The 19,152-nt window shown below is 69.0% G+C and carries 17 protein-coding genes and 1 tRNA gene; 11 read left to right on the forward strand and 7 right to left on the reverse strand.

The window, feature by feature from the left end:
• Positions 1 to 134 precede the first annotated feature (134 nt).
• The 8 genes from VHR41_03420 (at position 135) to VHR41_03455 (ending at position 8,759) form a co-directional block, all read left to right on the forward strand.
• Entirely contained in the window at positions 135 to 1,073 is a 939-nt protein-coding gene (locus VHR41_03420; GenBank protein HEX3233217.1) for an ATP-binding cassette domain-containing protein, read from the forward strand.
• On the forward strand, positions 1,070 to 3,289 hold the full coding sequence (locus VHR41_03425; protein HEX3233218.1) for a Gldg family protein: 2,220 nt from the start codon (positions 1,070 to 1,072) through the stop codon (positions 3,287 to 3,289). Before VHR41_03420 ends, VHR41_03425 begins: the two co-directional genes overlap by 4 nt.
• Entirely contained in the window at positions 3,286 to 4,203 is a 918-nt protein-coding gene (locus VHR41_03430) for a DUF4340 domain-containing protein (GenBank protein HEX3233219.1), read from the forward strand. The genes VHR41_03425 and VHR41_03430 overlap by 4 nt, the downstream gene beginning before the upstream one ends.
• 413 nt (positions 4,204 to 4,616) lie before the next feature.
• Positions 4,617 to 5,048 (forward strand): hypothetical protein, encoded by a 432-nt coding sequence (locus VHR41_03435; protein ID HEX3233220.1) that lies wholly within the window; start codon positions 4,617 to 4,619, stop codon positions 5,046 to 5,048.
• A 209-nt stretch (positions 5,049 to 5,257) separates the two neighbouring features.
• Positions 5,258 to 5,563, forward strand: coding sequence for a hypothetical protein (locus VHR41_03440; protein ID HEX3233221.1), 306 nt, complete (start codon positions 5,258 to 5,260; stop codon positions 5,561 to 5,563).
• A 238-nt stretch (positions 5,564 to 5,801) separates the two neighbouring features.
• Positions 5,802 to 6,815, forward strand: coding sequence for an SRPBCC family protein (locus VHR41_03445; protein ID HEX3233222.1), 1,014 nt, complete (start codon positions 5,802 to 5,804; stop codon positions 6,813 to 6,815).
• A gap of 30 nt (positions 6,816 to 6,845) precedes the next feature.
• The gene (locus VHR41_03450; protein HEX3233223.1) at positions 6,846 to 8,018 is read left to right on the forward strand and encodes a zinc-dependent alcohol dehydrogenase; all 1,173 of its coding nucleotides are present in this window, start codon (positions 6,846 to 6,848) and stop codon (positions 8,016 to 8,018) included.
• Positions 8,019 to 8,165: 147 nt separating this feature from the next.
• Positions 8,166 to 8,759: a site-2 protease family protein gene (locus tag VHR41_03455; protein HEX3233224.1), complete on the forward strand. Its 594-nt coding sequence runs from the start codon at positions 8,166 to 8,168 to the stop codon at positions 8,757 to 8,759.
• Positions 8,760 to 8,812: 53 nt separating this feature from the next.
• Here VHR41_03455 and VHR41_03460 read toward each other — a convergent pair whose 3' ends face one another.
• The 7 genes from VHR41_03460 to hisD form a co-directional block, all read right to left on the reverse strand.
• The gene (locus VHR41_03460) at positions 8,813 to 9,085 is read right to left on the reverse strand and encodes a hypothetical protein (protein HEX3233225.1); all 273 of its coding nucleotides are present in this window, start codon (positions 9,083 to 9,085) and stop codon (positions 8,813 to 8,815) included.
• Positions 9,086 to 9,320: 235 nt separating this feature from the next.
• Positions 9,321 to 11,231 carry an MHYT domain-containing protein gene (locus VHR41_03465; GenBank protein HEX3233226.1) on the reverse strand — a complete coding sequence of 637 codons (1,911 nt, stop codon included), beginning with the start codon at positions 11,229 to 11,231 and terminating at the stop codon, positions 9,321 to 9,323.
• A gap of 225 nt (positions 11,232 to 11,456) precedes the next feature.
• Positions 11,457 to 11,530 (reverse strand) — tRNA-Ile (locus VHR41_03470).
• 65 nt (positions 11,531 to 11,595) lie between these two features.
• Entirely contained in the window at positions 11,596 to 11,811 is a 216-nt protein-coding gene (locus VHR41_03475; GenBank protein ID HEX3233227.1) for a hypothetical protein, read from the reverse strand.
• A gap of 38 nt (positions 11,812 to 11,849) precedes the next feature.
• Positions 11,850 to 13,694, reverse strand: coding sequence for a translational GTPase TypA (gene typA, locus VHR41_03480; GenBank protein ID HEX3233228.1), 1,845 nt, complete (start codon positions 13,692 to 13,694; stop codon positions 11,850 to 11,852).
• A gap of 100 nt (positions 13,695 to 13,794) precedes the next feature.
• Complete coding sequence (locus VHR41_03485; protein HEX3233229.1) at positions 13,795 to 14,748, reverse strand: cation diffusion facilitator family transporter; 954 nt, start codon at positions 14,746 to 14,748, stop codon at positions 13,795 to 13,797.
• A 3-nt stretch (positions 14,749 to 14,751) separates the two neighbouring features.
• A complete protein-coding gene (hisD, locus tag VHR41_03490) occupies positions 14,752 to 16,041 on the reverse strand; it encodes a histidinol dehydrogenase (GenBank protein HEX3233230.1) in 1,290 nt (429 codons plus the stop codon).
• A 46-nt stretch (positions 16,042 to 16,087) separates the two neighbouring features.
• Here hisD and VHR41_03495 point away from each other — a divergent pair, with 46 nt between their 5' ends.
• From VHR41_03495 to hisG, 3 genes are read left to right on the forward strand one after another with little or no spacing between them, the layout of a single operon-like run.
• Complete coding sequence (locus tag VHR41_03495) at positions 16,088 to 17,431, forward strand: hemolysin family protein (GenBank protein HEX3233231.1); 1,344 nt, start codon at positions 16,088 to 16,090, stop codon at positions 17,429 to 17,431.
• Between the two features lie 4 nt (positions 17,432 to 17,435).
• On the forward strand, positions 17,436 to 18,395 hold the full coding sequence (locus VHR41_03500; GenBank protein HEX3233232.1) for an ATP phosphoribosyltransferase regulatory subunit: 960 nt from the start codon (positions 17,436 to 17,438) through the stop codon (positions 18,393 to 18,395).
• Positions 18,392 to 19,021: an ATP phosphoribosyltransferase gene (gene hisG, locus VHR41_03505; protein HEX3233233.1), complete on the forward strand. Its 630-nt coding sequence runs from the start codon at positions 18,392 to 18,394 to the stop codon at positions 19,019 to 19,021. Before VHR41_03500 ends, hisG begins: the two co-directional genes overlap by 4 nt.
• The last annotated feature ends 131 nt before the right edge of the window (positions 19,022 to 19,152 follow it).

Genomic DNA, 19,152 nt, shown 5'->3' on the forward strand with positions numbered 1-19,152 from the left:
GGTCAGGACCGGAATCTCCCCACCATGCGACGGACCGTCGGGGTCGCGCATCTCTGCAGCCTGACTCTTGATGAATCGGGGCGGCCTCGATTATCCTCGTGCCTGTCTCAAACCCCTGACGCTGCGCCACCGACATGACCTTCCTGGCACTGGACCAAGTCTCCAAGCACTTCGGCGGTGTGCCCGCCGTCGATGACGTTTCCTTCGCGGTGGATCGTGGGCAGGTGGTCGGCTTCCTGGGCCCCAATGGCGCCGGGAAGTCGACCACCATGCGCATGATCACCCAGTTTCTCGAGCCCGACACCGGGTCGATCCGGATGGATGGCACCCCACTGGCCGAGGCCGGGCGGGAAGCCAAGCGCCGGATCGGCTACCTCGCCGAGAACAACCCGCTCTACGGCGAGATGCTGGTCTCGGAGTATCTGGACTTCGTGGGGCGGCTCCGCGAGCTCGGCGCCGAGCGCCGCAGCGCCACCGAAGAGGCGGTCACGGCCACTGGCATCGAATCGGTCTTCCACCGTCCGATCGGCGAGCTGTCGAAGGGATTTCGCCAGCGGGTCGGGCTGGCCGCCGCCATCCTCCACCGGCCCGATCTCCTGGTGCTCGACGAGCCCACGGAGGGCCTCGACCCCAACCAGCGGGTGGAAATCCGGCGGCTGATCGGGAAGCTGGGACAGGAGCGGACCGTGCTCCTCTCCACCCACATCCTGCCGGAGGTGCAGTTCACCTGTTCCCGGCTGCTGATCATCAACCGGGGGCGTATCGTGGCGGACGGGCCGGTGGATGACCTGCTGGCGCGGGCCAAGGGCGGTGCCCGGATCGCCGTGGAGGCCAGCGGCACCCGGGTGGCCGAGCGGCTCCAGCGGCTGGAGGGCGTGCAGACGGTGGAGCAGCGGGAAGCCGAGGATGGACGAGTTCGGCTCACCCTGACCACGGCGGGCGCCGAGGATCTTCGGCCCCGGGTGTTCGAGCTGGCCAAGGCCGACGGATGGACCCTGTTCGAGCTGCACCAGGAGGCCGGCAACCTGGAGGATCTGTTCCGTCAGCTCACCACCGACCGGGAGCCCGTATGACGCGTATCTGGATCGTCGCGCGGCGCGAGCTCAAGTCGTTGGTCGACCTGCCGACCGGCTACGTGCTGCTGGTGGTGTTCCTCACCATCAACGCCTTCCTCTTCTTCCGGCAGGCCTACCTGGCCCAGGTAGCCAGCCTGCGGCCGATGCTCGACCTGCTGCCCTGGGAGCTGCTCTTCTTCGTTCCGGCCGTGAGCATGCGGTCGCTGGCGGAGGACCTGCGGGGCGGGCAGATCGAGGTCGTGCTCGCCCAGCCGCTGAGCGAGCTCGAGCTGCTGCTGGGCAAGTATCTCGGTGCGGTGCTGTTTCTCTGGATCGCCCTGGCGCTCAGCCTGGCGATTCCGCTGGCACTCTCGCTGGGCGCGGCGCTGCCGTGGGGAACCATCCTGTCCCAGTACCTGGGCGCGGCGCTACTGGCGGCGGGCCTGGCCGGCATCGGGGTCTGGGCCTCCAGCCTCACCCGAAGCCAGATCACGGCGTTCATTCTGGCGGCCGGCCTCATGTTCCTGCTGGTGCTGCTGGGACTGAATCCGTTGATCGTCGGGCTGCCCCCGGGAATCGGCGCCGTGGCGGCGCGTATCGGGGTGCTGTCTCACTTCGAGAGCCTTGGCCGGGGCGTGATCGATCTCCGGGACGTGGTCTACTTCCTCTCGCTGGCGGGCGTGTTCCTCGCGCTGGCGTATGGAGCCCTGCTGGGACGGAAGCTGGCGCCGGCCGGTGGCACCCGGCGCCGGCTCCGCGCGGGGGTCGGCGTGCTGGTGGCCTCGCTCATCGTGGTGAACCTGCTGGGGAGCTACATCGGCGGCCGCCTGGACCTCTCGCCCGGCAAGGCGTACACCCTCTCGCCGGCCACCCGCAAGATCCTCGGCGGCCTGGACGACCTGGTGACGATCAAGGTCTACGCCACCCCGGAGCTGCCGACCGAGGTGGCGTTGATGAAGCGCGATGTGGACGACATGCTCCGGGACATCCGCAGTGCGGGGCATGGCCGGATCCGGGTGGTGGAGCGAGACCCGTCCAGCGACGACGCGGTCCGCCGGGAGGCCGAGTCCGCCGGGATCCAGCCGGTGCAGTTCAACGTCATCGGGCAGTCGGAGCTGCAGGTCAAGCAGGGCTACCTCGGACTGGCGATCCAGCACGGCTCCCAGACCGAGACGGTGCCGTTCGTCCAGCGCACCGACGACCTGGAGTACCGGCTCATCTCCTCCATCCGAAACCTCACCCGCCAGCACAAGCCGGCGCTCGGTCTGGTGACCGCCGCCCCGGGGCCGGAGGCAACCTTCCAGCAGCTTCAGGAGGAGCTCGCCAAGTCCTACGACGTTCGGACGATCAGCCTGGCGGATTCGACCCAGCCGGCAGCCGACGTCATCGCGCTGGTGCTGGCCGGCACGCCGGATTCGCTCCCCGCGGCACAGCTGGCCCGGGTCGAGCGATTCCTGGACCGGGGCGGGAGCCTGCTGGTCCTGAGCGGCGGCATGGAGGTGTCCCAGGAAACGCCATCGGCGCGCCCTCGCCCGGTGGCCTGGAACCCGCTGCTCAAGCGATTCGGGCTCCAGATCCGGCAGGATCTCGCCTACGACCTCGTGGCCAATGAGGCGATCCCGGTTCCCAGCGACTTCGGCCGGGTGCTCCAGGTGTATCCGTTCTTCATCCGGGCCCAGAGCACCCGGCTCTCCGCCCTCAACCAGGATCTCGGAGCCGTGGTCCTCACCTGGGCCAGCACGGTCGATACGACCGGCGCGCCCAAGGGAAGCGTCACTCCACTGCTCCTCTCCAGCAACGCCGCGGGCGTCTATACCACCGGCACGTCGATCGATCCCGGGCAGGATTTCCCCCAGAGCGGGTTGAGTCGGCGGCTGCTGGCCGTCCAGGTCACTCCGTCGGGCAAGGCGAAGGGGCGGGCGGTGGTGGTGGGGAGTCTCGATTTCGCCACCGACCGCTTCGTGCGTTCGGCGCCGGAGAACCTGGCCTTCACGCTGAATGCGATCGACTGGCTGGCCCAGGATGAGGGACTGATCGCGATCCGCTCCAAGGATCGTCGGCCGGTGCCGCTGGTCTTCGCCAGCGCCACCCAGCGGGAAGCGGCGAAATACCTCAACCTGATCGGACTTCCCCTGCTGGTGGCGGCCGTGGGTGCCGCCCACCTGATCCGGCGGCGCCGGCGCACCCGCCAGCCGTACCAGCCACTGGTGCCGGTCTCCGAAGGAGCACCATGAGCGCCCGCCAGCTGGCCCGGATCGCCATCCTTTTCGGGGTGCTGCTCCTCCTCTGGGGCGCTGCGGCGCTGGCCCGGCATCGCGAGTCCGCCCCCGCCACGGCCGACCTGTTCACCTTGCCATCCATCAAGCGAGCAGCGCTGGACAGCGTGTGGATCGCGAGGCCGGCGGACACGGTGGTCCTGCGGCGCCGGGATAGCACCTGGACGGCCAACGGCCATCCCGCATCCACCGCCGCGGTGGGCGACCTCTTTGCGGCGCTGAGCGATACCGCGCCTGCCAGCGAGCTGGTAGCGGAACGGCGTGCCTCCCATGCGGGCCTGGGGGTCGATGGCGCGGGAGGCACTCGGGTGCGGATGTTCGGCCAAGGCCGTACCTTGGCCGACCTGGTCGTGGGCCATCGGACCCCGGACCTGGGCGGCATCTATCTGCGCCGCACCGGCCAGGATGTCACGTACCTGGTGCGTGGGGCCATGCCGGCGGCGCTGGACCGGAGCGGGGCGGAGTGGCGAGACCGGCGCATCGGCGCCGTGCCGGCGGAGAGCATCGCCACGGTGGACGCGTCGCGCGGAACCCGCGGGTATACACTCCGCCGATCCCACGGCCACTGGAGCTTCGCCTCGGGAGCGGCTGCCGACTCAGGGGCGGTGGCCGCGCTACTGGCGAGCTACCGCGACCTGGAGGCCACGGGCTTCGCATCCGACGCGCAGGCCGACTCGGCACATTTCGAGCGCCCTGACCGGCGGGTCCGCCTGCTCCGGCCCGACGGGACACCGCTGCTTACCCTGCTCTTCGATTCGACGAGCTCCGGGTATTGGCTCCGGCCGGATACCTCGAAGACGGTGTACAAGGTGGAGTCCTGGACGGCGGACCACCTGGTGCCGCCGGACAGCACTCTCCGGACGCATCACTGATTCCTGCCGCTGGTTAACCAGGTTGATCGGACGTTCGGCTCCGGGAACCTCTGAGCTCCGGAGGCCGCCCTCGCCCGCCCCGGAACTCGAAATGGCGCGGATCGCATGCCCGATCGAGCGGGCCGCTGGACCTCCTCGACGACAATTTCGCCAGCTGCTCCGCCAGGAGCCAGGCCGGCTGCCAGACCCCCGGGACAATACCCTCGTATGCCGCTGCATACTCCTGCTTGAGGCGAGCCTGGCGCTCGCGGCCGAACGCGGCATCTCTTACCATGAAACACACCCAGCGGGTTGAAGCCGCCACACGATAACACCCGGAGCAGCCGATCGGCGGTAGTGGCCGCTCACCCAGCCCTTGCGGGACCGGCCGGTTTTGGTTAGTGGTGACAGGTCCGCAACGAGAGAATTTGAGCATGGCCGGAACGGTAGCGCACACCGCTGAAGAAGCCACCGTGCGGGAGCTCCGCCGCGCGGCTCTCCGATTGCTCTTCATGCTGGCCGCGCTGGCCCTGGTGGTCATCCCGCTCCTGGGCGAGCTGCCGCTGGGCAGCAGCTCGCAGACCGGGCTGCTGGCCTGGCTGCTCGTGGTCCTGGGATTCTACTGGCTGTACGCCGGACTGGGCTACCGGCCGCTCCTGCTGGCGCAGCTGCTCTGCTTCTCGGCCGCGGCTACGTTGCTGAGCACCAAGGTCCTCCTGGTCATCGTGGACATTCACCGGCTGACCATCCTTCGGCATATCGCCACCGGGTTCATCATGGTGGGGGCCGCCAGCGCGGCGGCCAATCTCGGGGGCATGCTGGTATCCCTGTACCGGCGGACCCGGGGGGTCACCGGCGAGAAATAGCGGTCGGCTCTGGCCCCCGGCGGCGCTACTCCTGTTTCCCATGGCCTGCGTTTCACCAAGCCCATCTCCTTCGCGATCCCGGAAGCCTACGACAAGGGCGACGAGGTGACCGGCCACTCACTACCATGCCGGCAAGGCACCGGCACACAATCGGAATCGTCGCTATGATTGTTGACGCCCTTCCCCCGGGCGCGGCGCCTGCGTCCTCCATGCCGAAACGCGTGTCGTTCCGTCGCCTGGCCGTGCTGGCCATCGCCGGCCTTTCCGCCGGGGCCTACCTGTGGCAGCGTGGCAAGCGCCGGCGGATGGGCCACTCCGCCGATCGCGCATCCTGGCCGCGTCAGGTCCGCAAGTTCGTCCGCCTGCTGCAGGATCGCGGGAGCACCCTGGTCCAGGTCCGCCGAGTGGAGAGCGGCACCCCCCCGTCGTGGGTCGTGGAATGGGGTCATGGACGCTCGCTGATGTTCCCCGACGAATCCCGCAACGACGAGCTTCACGCCGGCGACCCCACCTAGCGCTCCCCTCACGCAGGCCGTCATCGAATCGCATTTCCGGTGACCGCGCTCACGGACCCCTCGTGGCGACTGCCACTATGTGTCTCCTCCCCGCGGCCCGGGTATCCCGTCGGAGCAGGCGAGCCACCGCACGCTGGACCCCCTCGATCCGACCACCACGATGCTGGGCAGCGGGCTCACGATGTGACTTGCCGCCCTGGTGGCGTGCAGCAACCATCTCGACGATTTCGAGGACTCGATGACAGGAGCGACACAGGACATGACGACCGATGCCGCGCCCGTTGCCGAAAGGCAGCGAGAGGTCGACGGCACCGAGACGCGCGAGCGTCATACAGGCAACGGAAGCAGAGCCGGGGCGCGGGACGAGCCGGAGCGCCTCGCTCGCAGACTGGGGTGGTTCAGCGTGGGTTTGGGACTGGCGGAGATCGCGGCGCCGCGCGCCGTGGGCCGGGTGATCGGGATCGAGGACGATGCACGTCTTCATCGTACGCTGATGGCGTTCGGGGCTCGGGAGCTAGTCAGCGGTGTCGGGATCCTGAGCCGGCCCCGCTCGTCGGCCTGGCTCTGGGCCCGGGTGGCTGGCGACCTGATGGACCTCGCCCTCCTGGGCTCCGCCCTCAGGTCGGAAGACTCCCAGCGCGGGCGCGTCGCGGCGGCGGCAGCTGCGGTGGCCGGGGTCACCGTGCTGGACGTGATCACCGGACGGGAGCTGAGCCGCGCCGGAGAGCGTGCAGGCCAAGCGCCTGGCCTCATCGATGTGGCCAAGACGATCACGGTCAATCGCACGCCCGAGGAGGTGTACGGCTTCTGGCGCGATCTGCAGAACCTCCCCCAATTCATGGAGCATCTGGAGTCGGTGCAGGTGCTCAGCAACCGACGGTCACGATGGAAGGCAAAGGCGCCGGCCGGTCGGTCGGTCGAGTGGGAGGCCGAGATCGTCGAGGACCGGCCGAACGAGCTGATCAGCTGGCGGGTAGCCGAAGATGCGGACGTGACCCACTCCGGCAGCGTGCGATTCACCGCTGCACCGGGCGGGAGAGGCACCGAGATCCGGGTCGGGTTCAGCTACGCGCCTCCCGGCGGCGCGCTCGGCAGCCTGGTCGCCAAGCTCTTCGGCGAGGAGCCCGGCCAGCAAGTCGACAGCGATCTCCGGCGCCTCAAGCAGGTGCTGGAAACGGGTGAAGTCGTGCATTCGGACGCCAGCGTACATCGGGGCCCGCACCCCGCGAGACCATCCGCCGAGCTGCTGTGACGGCATGCGGCGATAGACGAAGGAGAACCGATGAAAGCCAACTGCTGGATCGACAAGAGGAAGGTGCGGGTCGAGGAGGTGCCCGACCCTAAGATCCTCAACACCCGCGACGCCATCGTCCGGGTCACCTCCACCGCGATCTGCGGCTCGGATCTGCATCTCTACAACGGCTTCGTCCCCACCATGGAGAAGGGCGACATCCTGGGCCACGAGTTCATGGGGGAGGTGGTCGAGCTGGGTCCATCGGTGAAGAACCTGAAGGTGGGCGACCGGGTGGTCGTTCCCTTTCCGATCGCCTGCGGGCAGTGCACCATGTGCCGGCGGGACCTCTTCTCCCTCTGCGAGAACTCCAATCCCAACGCCTGGATGGCGGAGAAACTTTGGGGTCATTCGCCGGCCGGCCTGTTCGGCTACTCCCACATGCTGGGGGGCTACGCGGGCGGTCAGGCGGAGTACGCCCGGGTACCGTTCGCCGACGTCGGACCGCTGAAGGTGCCGGATGGATTGCGCGACGAGCAGGTGCTGTTCCTGTCCGACATCTTCCCGACCGGGTACATGGGAGCGGAAATGTGCGGCATCCAGCCGGGCGACGTCATCGCAGTGTGGGGAGCGGGTCCAGTGGGACTCTTCGCCATCGCCAGCGCCTACCTGCTCGGCGCCGAGCGGGTGATTGCGATCGACCGGTTCCCCTACCGGCTCCAGCTCGCCAGGGAGCGGGCCGGGGCAGCCGCGACCATCAATTACGAGGAGGTCGACGTCCAGGACGCGCTGCGGGAGATGACGGCCGGGCGGGGACCCGACGCCTGCATCGATGCAGTCGGCATGGAGGCCCATGGCCACGCCGCGATCTATGCCTACGACCGGGCCAAGCAGGCGCTCATGCTGGAGACCGACCGGCCGATCGCGCTCAGGGAAGCCATCCTCGCCTGCCGCAACGGGGGCACCGTGTCGGTGATCGGGATCTACGGCGGCTTCATCGACAAGTTCCCGATGGGTGCGGTAGTGAATCGCTCGCTCACCATCCGGTCGGGGCAGTGCCACGTGCAGCGCTACATGCGTCCCTTGCTGGAGCGGATCGAGCGGGGCGAGATCGATCCCAGCTTCGTCGTCACCCACCGGATGGCGCTGGAGGAAGCCCCTCGCGGGTTCGACATGTTCCTGAACAAGCGGGACAACTGCGAGAAGGTGGTGCTCACGATGTGAGGTGCCAGCGCCAGGCTCCGTCCGGTAATCCTTCTCACCATCCGCCTGTGCTGCGGGGAAGTGCGCCGTGCTCGAAGTAGGAGTAGATTCTGACTCAGGTGGCGACGGAATCGGCGGGACGGTGTCGGCGAGCGGAGGAGGTGAGCGATGGGGAATGTGGACACGCCCTGGCTAGTCGCGATGGCGCGCTGGTGGTACTGGCACCTGCCCTTCGGGCTCCGGGTGCTCCTGCTGGTCTTCATGGCGGCCTGGCTTGCGCTCCTGCTCCATGAGCTGGCGCATGCGCTGATGGCCCGGTTGCTCGGGGTCAGAGTCTGGAGCATCTCGCTGGGACAGGGGCCGCTGCTCTGGGAAGGGACCGTCGGCCGCTGCCGGCTTCGCCTGGCGCTCTTTCCGCTGCATGGAGAGGTCCGGCTGCACGACGGGGACGCCGAGGAGCTGGGCTACCGGGATGCCGCGGCGGGTGGCGGACGATTCGAGTGGCGTGCGGGCTCGTGGCGCGCTCCCTTCATCTCCGCGGCCGGGAGCCTCGCCAATATGCTCGCCGCGAAGGCGGTGGTGGCCTACTGGGGCTCGGCGCCCCGGCCCGAGCCCCCGGTCCTGATCCTCACACTCTCGATCTTCCTGGTCAACGCGTTCATGCTGTTGAACCTGATGCCGCTACGCGGGTTCGACGGCTGGCGCATCGCGGTGCACGCCGCCGCCTGGCGTCGGAGGGACCTAGGGCTGGACGTCGGCTGACCCTCCGGTCCGCTCCGGCCGCTGGGACGCGGCCGGAGCATCACGCGGTTGTCTCAGGAAGTAATGCTGAGCGCCGAATCCACCGCCGTCGCCCTTGGATCCTCCACCAGACGCTCCGGCGCGACAATTCTCGGACCCGACCCACCACGAAACTCGAAATGACCGGGGTTCAGCGCCCGGTCGCTCAGGACGAACCCGCAGCTCGGCTGCAGCAGGCGGCAGGCGAGCACCTTCTCGCCCAGAACGGCGGCCGACTCCCACCTACCGGGCTCGACTCCGGGATAGAGATGCCCGTGCTCCAGCTTCAGGCGTGCTTCCCGCCTCATGATGAACCTCCTGCTCTTCGAGGCGATTGGTGATGGGGACGAGGTCAATCTACAGTCGGGTGGGATCGATTCAAGCGCTCAATTTTCTTCGGGTTATACACCGGCGATGTGGAGCGGATGTTGAGGGTAACTCGCGCGCGGGCGCACGCTTCGGCGGTCGATGTACATGTGTGTACGATGTGAACAGACGAGAAGATACAGAACGTGCGACAGAACGTGCGGACGAGCCGGTGGTCTATCCCCTGGCGGAAGCGCCCGCGAGAACTTCCCGCAGCTTGACCGCCAGCACATGGGGCGTGAACGGCTTCTGAATGAAATCGGTGCCGGGCTGCAGCACACCGTTGTGGACGATCGCGTTCTCGGCGAAGCCGGACATGTAGAGCACCCGAATCTCGGGTCGGGCGGCCAGCAGTGATTCCGCCAGCCTGGAGCCGCTCATGCGGGGCAGGACCACGTCGGTCAGGAGCAGGTGGATCGGCCCCGCGTGCTGCTCGCTCAGCCTGAGGGCCTCTTCCCCGGTGTTGGCCACCAGCGGCGTGTAGCCCCGCACGAACAGCGTGCGCGCGGCGAGCTGGCGCACAGCCTCCTCGTCCTCCACCACCAGAACCGTTTCCGTTCCGCTGGTGCTCGCGGCCGGCCCGACCGACTCGCTGGCCGCTGGCACCGATTCGGGCACTCGGGGGAGATACACCTTGAAGGTGGTGCCGCGGTTCGGCTCGCTATAGACCGAGATGCTGCCGCCACTCTGCCGCACGATACCGTATACCGTCGCGAGTCCGAGGCCGGTGCCCTTGCCCAGCGCCTTCGTGGTGAAGAACGGCTCGAAGATGCGGTCCTGGGTGGCCGGGTCCATTCCGACTCCAGTGTCGGTGAAGGCGATCATCACGTAGTCGCCCGCGGGGGCCCCGATGTGCTGGCTGGTGGACCCCGGCTGGAGCGTCACGTTCTGGGTCTCGATCGTGAGCTTGCCGCCGTCCGGCATCGCGTCCCGCGCGTTCACCACCAGGTTGACGATCACCTGCTCCAGCTGGGCTGGGTCGGCCTCGACCTCCCACAGGATGGGATCGGGAACAACCGCGATGTCGATGTGCTCCCCGACCAGCCGGGTGAGCATCCGCATGGTCTGGGAGAGCGTGGAGTTGAGGTCGAGGGACGTGGGTCTCAGGACCTGTTTCCGGCCGAAGGCGAGGAGCTGGTGGGTGAGCTCCGCTGCGCGGGTCGCGGCGCGCTCGATCTCGCGGACATCGGCGTGGCGGGGATCGTCGGGCGGGGTGGACGCGAGCACGAAGGCGGCATTCCCCAGGATGGCGGTCAGCAGGTTGTTGAAGTCATGCGCGATGCCACCGGCCAGCTGCCCGATCGCCTCGAGCTTCTGGGACTGCTGCCGCCGCTCGGCGAGCTCGCCCCGCTGGCGGAGCCAGCGATCCACCATCGCACCCAGCAGACCGAGCGCGAGGATCAAGAGGGCGCCAAGGGTCACTCCGATGGCGAGTTCACGGGTGGCAAGGACGCCGCCCAGCGACGCGCCGGTGCGACCTGGCGTGGTGAAGTCGGCGGCCGCCATCCCGGTGTAGTGCATGCCGGCGATGGCGACCCCCATCACGAATCCGCTTCCCAGGCGCCGCGCCACCCGGCCGGCGCCCTCGTCCTGGCGGAAGTGGTAGGCCAGCGCCAGGCCGACGAACGAGGCGGCGATCGCGATGGCCACCGAGGCAGTCACCAGGACGGGCTCGAAACGCATCGCCGCGGGCACGTTGAGCGCGGCCATCCCGATATAGTGCATCCCCGCGATCGCCGGCCCCATGCAGAGCGCGCCCACCGCCAGGCCGAGCAGGCCCACCTCCGGGCGACTGACCACAACCAACGCCAGCGCCGAGGCAGCCACCGCCACCAGTACCGACAGCAGCACCCGGCCGACCTCGTAGCCGATGGGTACGGGCAAGTGGAACGCGAGCATGCCCACGAAGTGCATGCTCCAGATGCCGACGCCCATGGCCAGAGACCCGCCGGCGAGCCACGGCAGGCGCCCGCGGCCGCGGGCGGCCGTGACCCGGCCCGCCAGATCGAGCGCCGTATAGGACGCGGCGCTCGCGATCAGGACCGAGAGGACGACCAGTAAGGGGCTGTAGGCTGCGTGCAGCGGCATCCGAGGGTCCTCCTACCAGACCGCTGCTGCGGATCGGGCCGGCCCGGGACGCACACACCCTGCCCAGGAGAAGGGCGCGGGTGGCGGATCGGGGGGGTGGCCTGAGATAGTGATGGCCTGACAAGATATTAGGACCGGCCCGGAGCAGCAACTTTCCGGGGACCCCCCGGAAAGCGCGAGCCCCGCCCCCGAGCGGGCTCGGGGGGCGGGGCAACGGTTGGCACATGGGCCTGGGTAGAGTTGAACTACCGACCTCACGCTTATCAGGCGTGCGCTCTAACCACCTGAGCTACAGGCCCTTACGGGGACGGGAGAATAGCCTCACCGCCCGCGCCGGCGCAAGGTGGCCGGCGCGGGCCCGTCGTCAGCGCATCTCCTCCTCCTCGTCCAGATCCTCGAGCTCCTCGAGCTCGTCCTCGTCGAAGTCCTCGTCGTCGTCGAGATCCTCCTCGTCGTCCAGGTCTTCGTCCTCGTCCTCATCATCGTCGAAGGCAAACCCGTCGTCTTCGAACTCGTCTTCGTCCTCATCGAACTTCCGACGCATGTTCGGGGCTTCCGCCGACGTCTCCCAGGCCAACATGATGCCCTCCGCCATCAGAGAGAGTGTAACAGGGCGTCTCAGGACGCGTCCGCCACCCGGGCGGCCCGGGCAGCTTTCTTGCGCTCGTTCGCGGTCAGGACCCGCTTCCGCAGCCGGATGTTCCTGGGCGTGACCTCGATGAGCTCGTCTTCCTCGATATACTCGAGGGCGTACTCGAGGGTGATCTGGCGGGGGGGCTCCAGGATGACGTTGTCGTCCGAAGCCGTGGTCCGCATGTTGGTGAGCTTCTTCTCCTTGGTGACGTTCACATCCATGTCGCCCGGCCGGGAGCTCTCGCCGGCGATCATCCCCTCGTACACCTGATCGCCGGGCGTCACGAACATCTGGGCCCGCTCCTGCAGATTGCCGAGGGCGAACGCCACGACGCTCCCCTCCCGGTCCGCCACCAGGACGCCGCGCTTCCGCCCGGCCAGCGGGCCCGCCCACGGTCCGTAGTCGAGGAACCGATGGTGCATGATCCCGGTGCCCCGGGTGTCGGTCAGGAACTCGGAGCGATAGCCGAACAGCCCCCGGGCGGGAATACGAAAGGTGAGGCGCACCATGCCCTGGCCGGGGTTCCGCATCTCGGTCATCTCGCCCCGGCGCGGCCCCAGCTTCTCCATGACGACGCCCATGTACTCCTCGGGCACATCGACCGTCAGCTCCTCGTACGGCTCCAGCCGCTCTCCATCCTTCCCCAGCTTGGTGATGACCCGCGGCCGGGACACCTGGAACTCGAATCCTTCCCGCCGCATCGTCTCCATCAGGATGCCCAGGTGCAGCTCGCCCCGGCCGCTGACCGTGTGCGTGTCGGGGCTGTCGGTGGGCTCGACCCGGAGCGCCACGTTCCGCTCCAGCTCCCGGAAGAGCCGGTCACGGAGTTGGCGGCTGGTGACGTACTTGCCCTCCCGTCCGGCAAAGGGGCTGTTGTTGACGATGAAGTCGACCGAGATGGTCGGCTCCTCGACGGCGATCCCGGCCAGCCGCTCGGGCGCCTCCACCGAGGTAAAGGTCCGTCCGATCTCGATGGTCTCGAACCCGGAGAGCGCCACGATGTCACCCGCGCCGGCCACGTCGACCTCCACCCGGTGAAGCCCGTCGAACGTGTACAACCGGGTGACTCGATTGCGCTCGAACGTCTCGTCGGTCACCAGTCCCGGCTCTCCCAGCGGCAACAGCGCCACCTGGTCTCCCACCCGCACCCGTCCCCGCTCGATGCGGCCGATGGCGATCCGGCCGAGGAAGGTGGAGAAGTCCAGGGTGGAGACCAGCATCTGGAAGGGACCCTCAGGGTCACCCTTGGGCGCAGGCACGTAATCGAGGATGGTGCGGAACAGCGGCTGGAGATCGGTGCCGGGGTGATCCAGCTCGAGGGTGGCCGTCCCCGCGCGGCTGGAGGTGTAGAGGAACGGCGCGTCGAGCTGCTCCGGCGTCGCCTCCAAATCGATGAACAGGCCGAGCACTTCGTCGTGCACCCGAAGCGGCTCGGCGTCGGCCCGGTCGATCTTGTTGATCGCCACGATGGGCCTGAGCCCCAGCGCGAGCGCCTTGCGGGTGACGAAGCGGGTCTGCGGCATCGGTCCCTCGGCCGCGTCGACCAGGATCAGCACGCCGTCCACCATTCGGAGGATGCGCTCGACCTCGCCGCCGAAGTCGGCGTGGCCCGGGGTATCCACGATGTTGATCTTCACGCCCTGCCAGCGCACCGCGGTATTCTTGGCCAGGATGGTGATGCCCCGCTCCCGCTCCAGCGGGTTCGAGTCCATCACCCGCTCCTCCACCTGCTGGTTGGCGCGGAACGCCCCGGCCTGCCGCAGCATCTGGTCCACCAGCGTGGTCTTGCCGTGGTCGACGTGAGCGATGATGGCCAGGTTACGAATCAATCTGTGGTTCCTTGCCCCGGGACGATGGAACGGCGGAGGCCCGGGGGTCCGGGCCTCCGCGGCGCATATATAGACTAGGCCGTCCCGGCCCGCAAGAACCTCAATGGCGGTGTCCCAAGTGGCCAGGCTGGGGGTGCCCGGCGGGGGCGACCTCCCGCAGCGCGCCACACTCGTCCTCGACCTCCAGTTGAATGGTCACGTGACCGATGCCCAGCGTAGCCATCTCGCGGCGAATCCCGTCCAGCACCCCGGGGTGCGCACCCAGATCGGGCACGACGGCGTGTCCACTCATGGCGACCACCCCGTTGACGACAGTCCAGACGTGAAGATCGTGTGCCGCCCGGACCCCGGGCACGGCTAGAATCCGCCGCTGCACCTCGGGCATGGACACATGACCCGGCACCGACTCGAGCAGGATGGCGGTGCTCTCCCGGAGCAGCCGCCACGCGCCGACCAGAATCAGCAGCGAGAGCGCGATGGAGGCGATCGGGTCGGCCACGGTCCACCCGGTGCTCCAGATGATCGCCGCGGCACCCAGCGCTCCCACCGACCCCAACGCGTCGCTCATCACGTGGAGATAGGCCCCCCGCGCGTTGAGACTGCCGGCGCGGGCCCCGTGCAGCAGCCACAGGCTGGCCAGATTCACCACCAGCCCCACCGCCGCGATCGACAGGAACAGCCCGCTCCGGATCGGCTGCGGATGATCGATGCGCTGGAATGCCTCCACCACGACCCAGCCGGCGATCCCGAACAGCGCGGCCCCATTCACCAGCGCCGCGAGGATCTCCCAGCGAAGGTAGCCGTACGTCTTGCTGTCGTTGGCGGGCCGCCGGGCGATCCAGGCCGTGAGCAGGGCGAGGGCGAGGGCGCCGGCGTCGGTGAGCATGTGACCGGCGTCGGCCAGGAGGGCGAGTGAACCGCTGAGCCAGCCCCCGACGATCTCCAACACCATGAAGGCGCCGGTGAGCCCCAGGACCAGCCAGAGCCGCGGCAGGGGTGTCGTCCGGCCCTGAGCGAGGTGCGCGCAGTCATCCCGGATACGTGTGCTGGCCATGAATCAAGGATAACCGGGCGGCGTGTCGCGAACCCGGACCGCTTGCGCGTGTCCGTACAGTCCTTCCGCTTCGGCCAGTGCGATCAGCGGCGCCGCATCGGCCGTCAGTCGGGCCCGCGTGTAGCGGATCACGCTGGTCCGCTTGACGAAGTCGTAGACCCCGAGAGGCGAGGCGTAGCGGGCGGTGCCACTGGTAGGCAGCACGTGGCTCGGTCCGGCCAGGTAGTCGCCGACCGGCTCTGGCGTGTCGTCGCCCAGGAAAATGGCCCCGGCGTGGCGGATGCTGCTCGCGATGCGCTCGGCCCCCTGCGCCATGATCTCGACGTGCTCGGGTGCGCGCCGGTTGGTCACCTCGATCGCCTCCCGCATCGAGGGCACCAGCACGATGGCGCCATGCCGGTCCAGCGCGGTCCGGGCGATCGCCTCGCGCGGCGCCCGCGCCAGGGCCGCCTCCAGGGCGTCCGGCAGCGCGTCGGCGAGCGGCGCATCGGTGGTCACGCACCAGCTGGTGGCCTCTTCGTCGTGCTCCGCCTGGGCGATGAGGTCCGCCGCGATCCAGTCGGGCCGGGCCGTGCCATCGGCGATGATCAGCACCTCGGTCGGGCCCGCGATCATATCGATCCCCACGTCCCCCGCCACCTGCCGCTTGGCCTCCGCCACCCAGCGGTTCCCCGGGCCCACGATCTTGTCCACCCTGGGGACGGTGGCCGTGCCGTACGCCAGGGCGGCCACCGCCTGGGCCCCGCCGATCCGGAAGATCCGGGTGACACCGGAGAGGGCGCAGGCAGACAGCACGAGGTCGGTCACGCCCTGCGGGGGGACCACGGCAATGATCTCCTGCACGCCGGCCACCAGGGCCGGCACCGCATTCATCACCACCGAGGAGGGATAGGACGCCTTGCCACCGGGGATGTAGAGACCCACCCGGTCGAGCGGCGAGAGCTTGACCCCCACCAGGCTTCCGTCCGCCTCGGTCAGGTGAAAGCCCGGGTCCCGCTGGTGCTCGTGGTAGACCCGCACCCGGTCGACGGCCAGGTTGAGTGCCGTGCGAAGCGGGGCCGGGATCCGCTCCAGCGCGGCCTGCCAGATGCCCGGATCGAGGGCCCACTGGTCCGGGGCGAGATCCACCCCGTCGAACTGCCGGGCGTACTCCCGCACCGCCTCGTCGCCCCTCTGGAGGACGGCCTCGAGGATGGCGCTCACCGCGTCGCGGGTGGCCCGATCGGCGCCCCCGCGTCGGGGCAAGAGGGGCTCCAGGGCCTCGAACGGGGGCACAACGAGTCGCCGGATCATTCGGTGCTCTCGCGGTAAGATCGCTTGGCCATTAGGCTTGAAAGATATGGAATCAGCCCCTCCGATTTCGGTCGGTTTCGGCATCGCCTCGGTGTTCGTGCTGGTCCTGGCGAACGCCTTCTTCGTGGCCACCGAGTTCGCGTTGGTGAGCGCGCGCCGCACGCGGCTCGATGAGATGATCCGGAACGGGGATCGCAAAGCTACGCTCGCCCGCCGGGCCATACAATCGCTCTCCCGCTACATCTCGGCGACTCAGCTCGGCATCACGCTGACCTCGCTTGGCCTGGGATGGATCGGCGAGCCGGCCCTGGCGACCTTGCTGGCGAATCTGTTCACCTGGCTGCCACCGCTCATGGAGAAGCTCGCCACGCACAGCGTGGCGGTGGTGATCGCGTTCACTCTGATCACTAGCCTGCACATCATCCTGGGCGAGCTGGTGCCCAAGGCCTTCGCCCTGGTCTATCCCGAGACCGTGAGCACCTGGACCGTGCCGCCGCTCATGGTTTTCGCCTGGGTCATGGCCGGACCCATCGCGGTGCTCCGCGGCACCTCGAACCGACTCCTCGGCCTCTTCGACATCAATCCCCCGGGGGAAGAGGAGCGCCTCCACTCGCCGGAGGAAATCCGGATGCTGGTCGAGCAGAGTGAAGTGGGTGGGAGCCTGCACCAGGACGACGCCCGCCTCCTCGAGGGCGTCTTCGAGTTCAGTGAGAAGACCGCGCAGGAAGTGATGACCCCGCGCACCCAGATGGTGGCGCTGGAGTCGGGACTCACGGTCGAGACCGCCGCGGACGAGGTGGCGGTGGCCCGCCGCTCCCGCTATCCGGTCTACACCGAGTCGCTGGACGAGATCGTGGGCGTGGTGCACGCCAAGGACATCCTTACCGCGATGCGCCGGCAGCCGGGTCAGACCGTCCGGGATATCATGCGGCCGCCGCTCTTCGTGCCGGGCACCCGCGAGGTCGAGGATGTGCTGGCCGACATGAAACGGCTCAAGACCCACCTGGCCGTGGTGCTCGACGAGTACGGCGGCACCGCCGGGCTGGTGACCATGGAGGATCTGCTGGAGGAGATCGTGGGGCCGATCTACGACGAGTACGACCCGCAGGACAAGGCGGGGCCCCGCGACGGCGCCACCCGGCTCGACGGGGCGATGCCGATCACCGAGTTCAACGCCGAGCACGACGCCTCGCTCGACGACACCGATTACACCACCATCGGCGGGTACGTCTTCGGCCAGCTCGGTCGGCTGCCGCGCCCGGGCGACCGGGTCACGGCGGGCCGGCACATCTTCGAGGTGGTCGAGATGGACGGCCGCCGGGTCAAGGCCCTGCGGCTGCACCAGGCCGAGCCCGCGAGTCAGAGCACCGACGGCCCGGCGGCGGGATAGCCGAATGAGCCGTCCCGCCGTCGCCGCGATTCCTCCCGGCGCGCTCGACCTCACCGGCGAGGCCGCGCGCCGGCGGCGGCGGCTCCAGCGCGCCGCCATGGACCTGCTGGAACGCGCCGGCTACGACGAGTTGCTCCCGCCGACCTTCGAGTACGAGGACACCTTCCTTCGAGCGGGCGGCGCCGGCGTGGCGGAGCGCCTGGTACGGTTCCCCGATCGCGACGGTCGGATCCTCGCCTTGCGCTTCGATTTCACCGCGAGCATCGCGCGGGTGGCGTCGACCACCTTCGCCGACGCGGTGAAGCCGCTTCGGTTGAGCTACTCCGGCCGGGTGTACCGTCAGGAGCCCGAGCGCGGCGGCCGCCCCCGCGAGACCCTCCAGGTCGGCGCCGAGCTGCTGGGCGAGAGCGGTCTGGCGGCGGACCTCGAGATGGTGCGGCTCACCCTCGCCCTGGTCCGGTCGGCGGGGCTGCAGGACTTCCAGGTAAATCTGGGGCACGTGGGTGTGCTGGCGCCTGGACTCGAGGCAGTGGACGAGCCGCTCCGGACCCAGGTGCGACACTGGATCGACCGGAAGGATCGTGGCAATCTCTGCCGCGCACTTGCCGGCGCGGGCGGCCCCGCTCAAACCCTGACCGCGCTGCCGTTCGTGATCGGCCGGCGCGCCGCCCTGGAGGGAGCGGCCGAGGCGGCTCCCGCCGGAGCCCGGGCCGCTCTGCAGCATCTGCTTGCACTGGATGCGGCCCTCTCCGCCGATGAGCGGGGACACGTGGTCTACGACCTGGGCGAGGTCCGGGGACTCGACTACTACACCGGGATGCAGTTCGAGGTGTACGTGGCGGGCACGGGACGGGCGGTGGGTGCCGGGGGCCGCTACGACGAGCTGATGGGGCGGTTCGGAAGGCCCAGGGCGGCGGTCGGTGTCTCACTCGATCTGGACAGCATCGCGGAGGTGCCGGCGTGAGTCGACTGCGGGTCGCGCTCGCGAAGGGGCGCCTCTACCAGCCCTCGGTCGAGCGCTTCAGCCGGGCCGGCGCCGAGCCGGCGGCCGATGCCGGCCGCCGGCTGCTCATTCCGTCCAGCGATCCGGGCATCGAGTTCCTGGTGGTGAAGCCGGGCGATGTGCCCGTCTATGTCGAGTCCGGTGCCGCCGATCTCGGCGTCACCGGGACCGACGTGTTGCGGGAGACAGGCGCGGATGTCCTCGAGCCGCTGGAGTTGGGCTTCGGGACCTGTCGCCTGGTCGTCGCGGCACCCGCGGACAGTGCGTACCCCGCTCTCGAGGACGGCATCACGGCCCGGGTCGCGACCAAGTATCCGCGACTCGCCCAGGCCCATTTCGGCGCGTCCGGCCGCCCGGTGGACATCATCCAGGTGAACGGCTCGGTCGAGGTGGCGCCGCTGCTCAACCTCTCGCACTGGATCGTGGACCTGGTCGATACCGGAAATACGCTCCGGGCCAACGGGTTGGTGGAGCGGGAGACGATCCTCGCGTGCGGCGCGGTGCTGGTGGCCAACCGAGCGTCGCAGAAGCTCAAGCTGGATGCGTATCTGGATCTGATGGGGCGGTTGGAGAGGGCGGCGGGGTAGGGTGTCTGGGGGCTGGGGGCCGGGGGGCCGGGGGGCCGGGGGGCTGGGGAGGCTCGCTCTGGTCACAACAGGCCGCCCCGGGGCGCACGTCGCACGAGGAGATCACACGGCCTGACTCCCTGCGCGAGCCT

It is taken from the genome of Gemmatimonadales bacterium (genome assembly GCA_036265815.1).
In the GTDB taxonomy this organism is placed as follows: domain Bacteria; phylum Gemmatimonadota; class Gemmatimonadetes; order Gemmatimonadales; family GWC2-71-9; genus CAVVWJ01.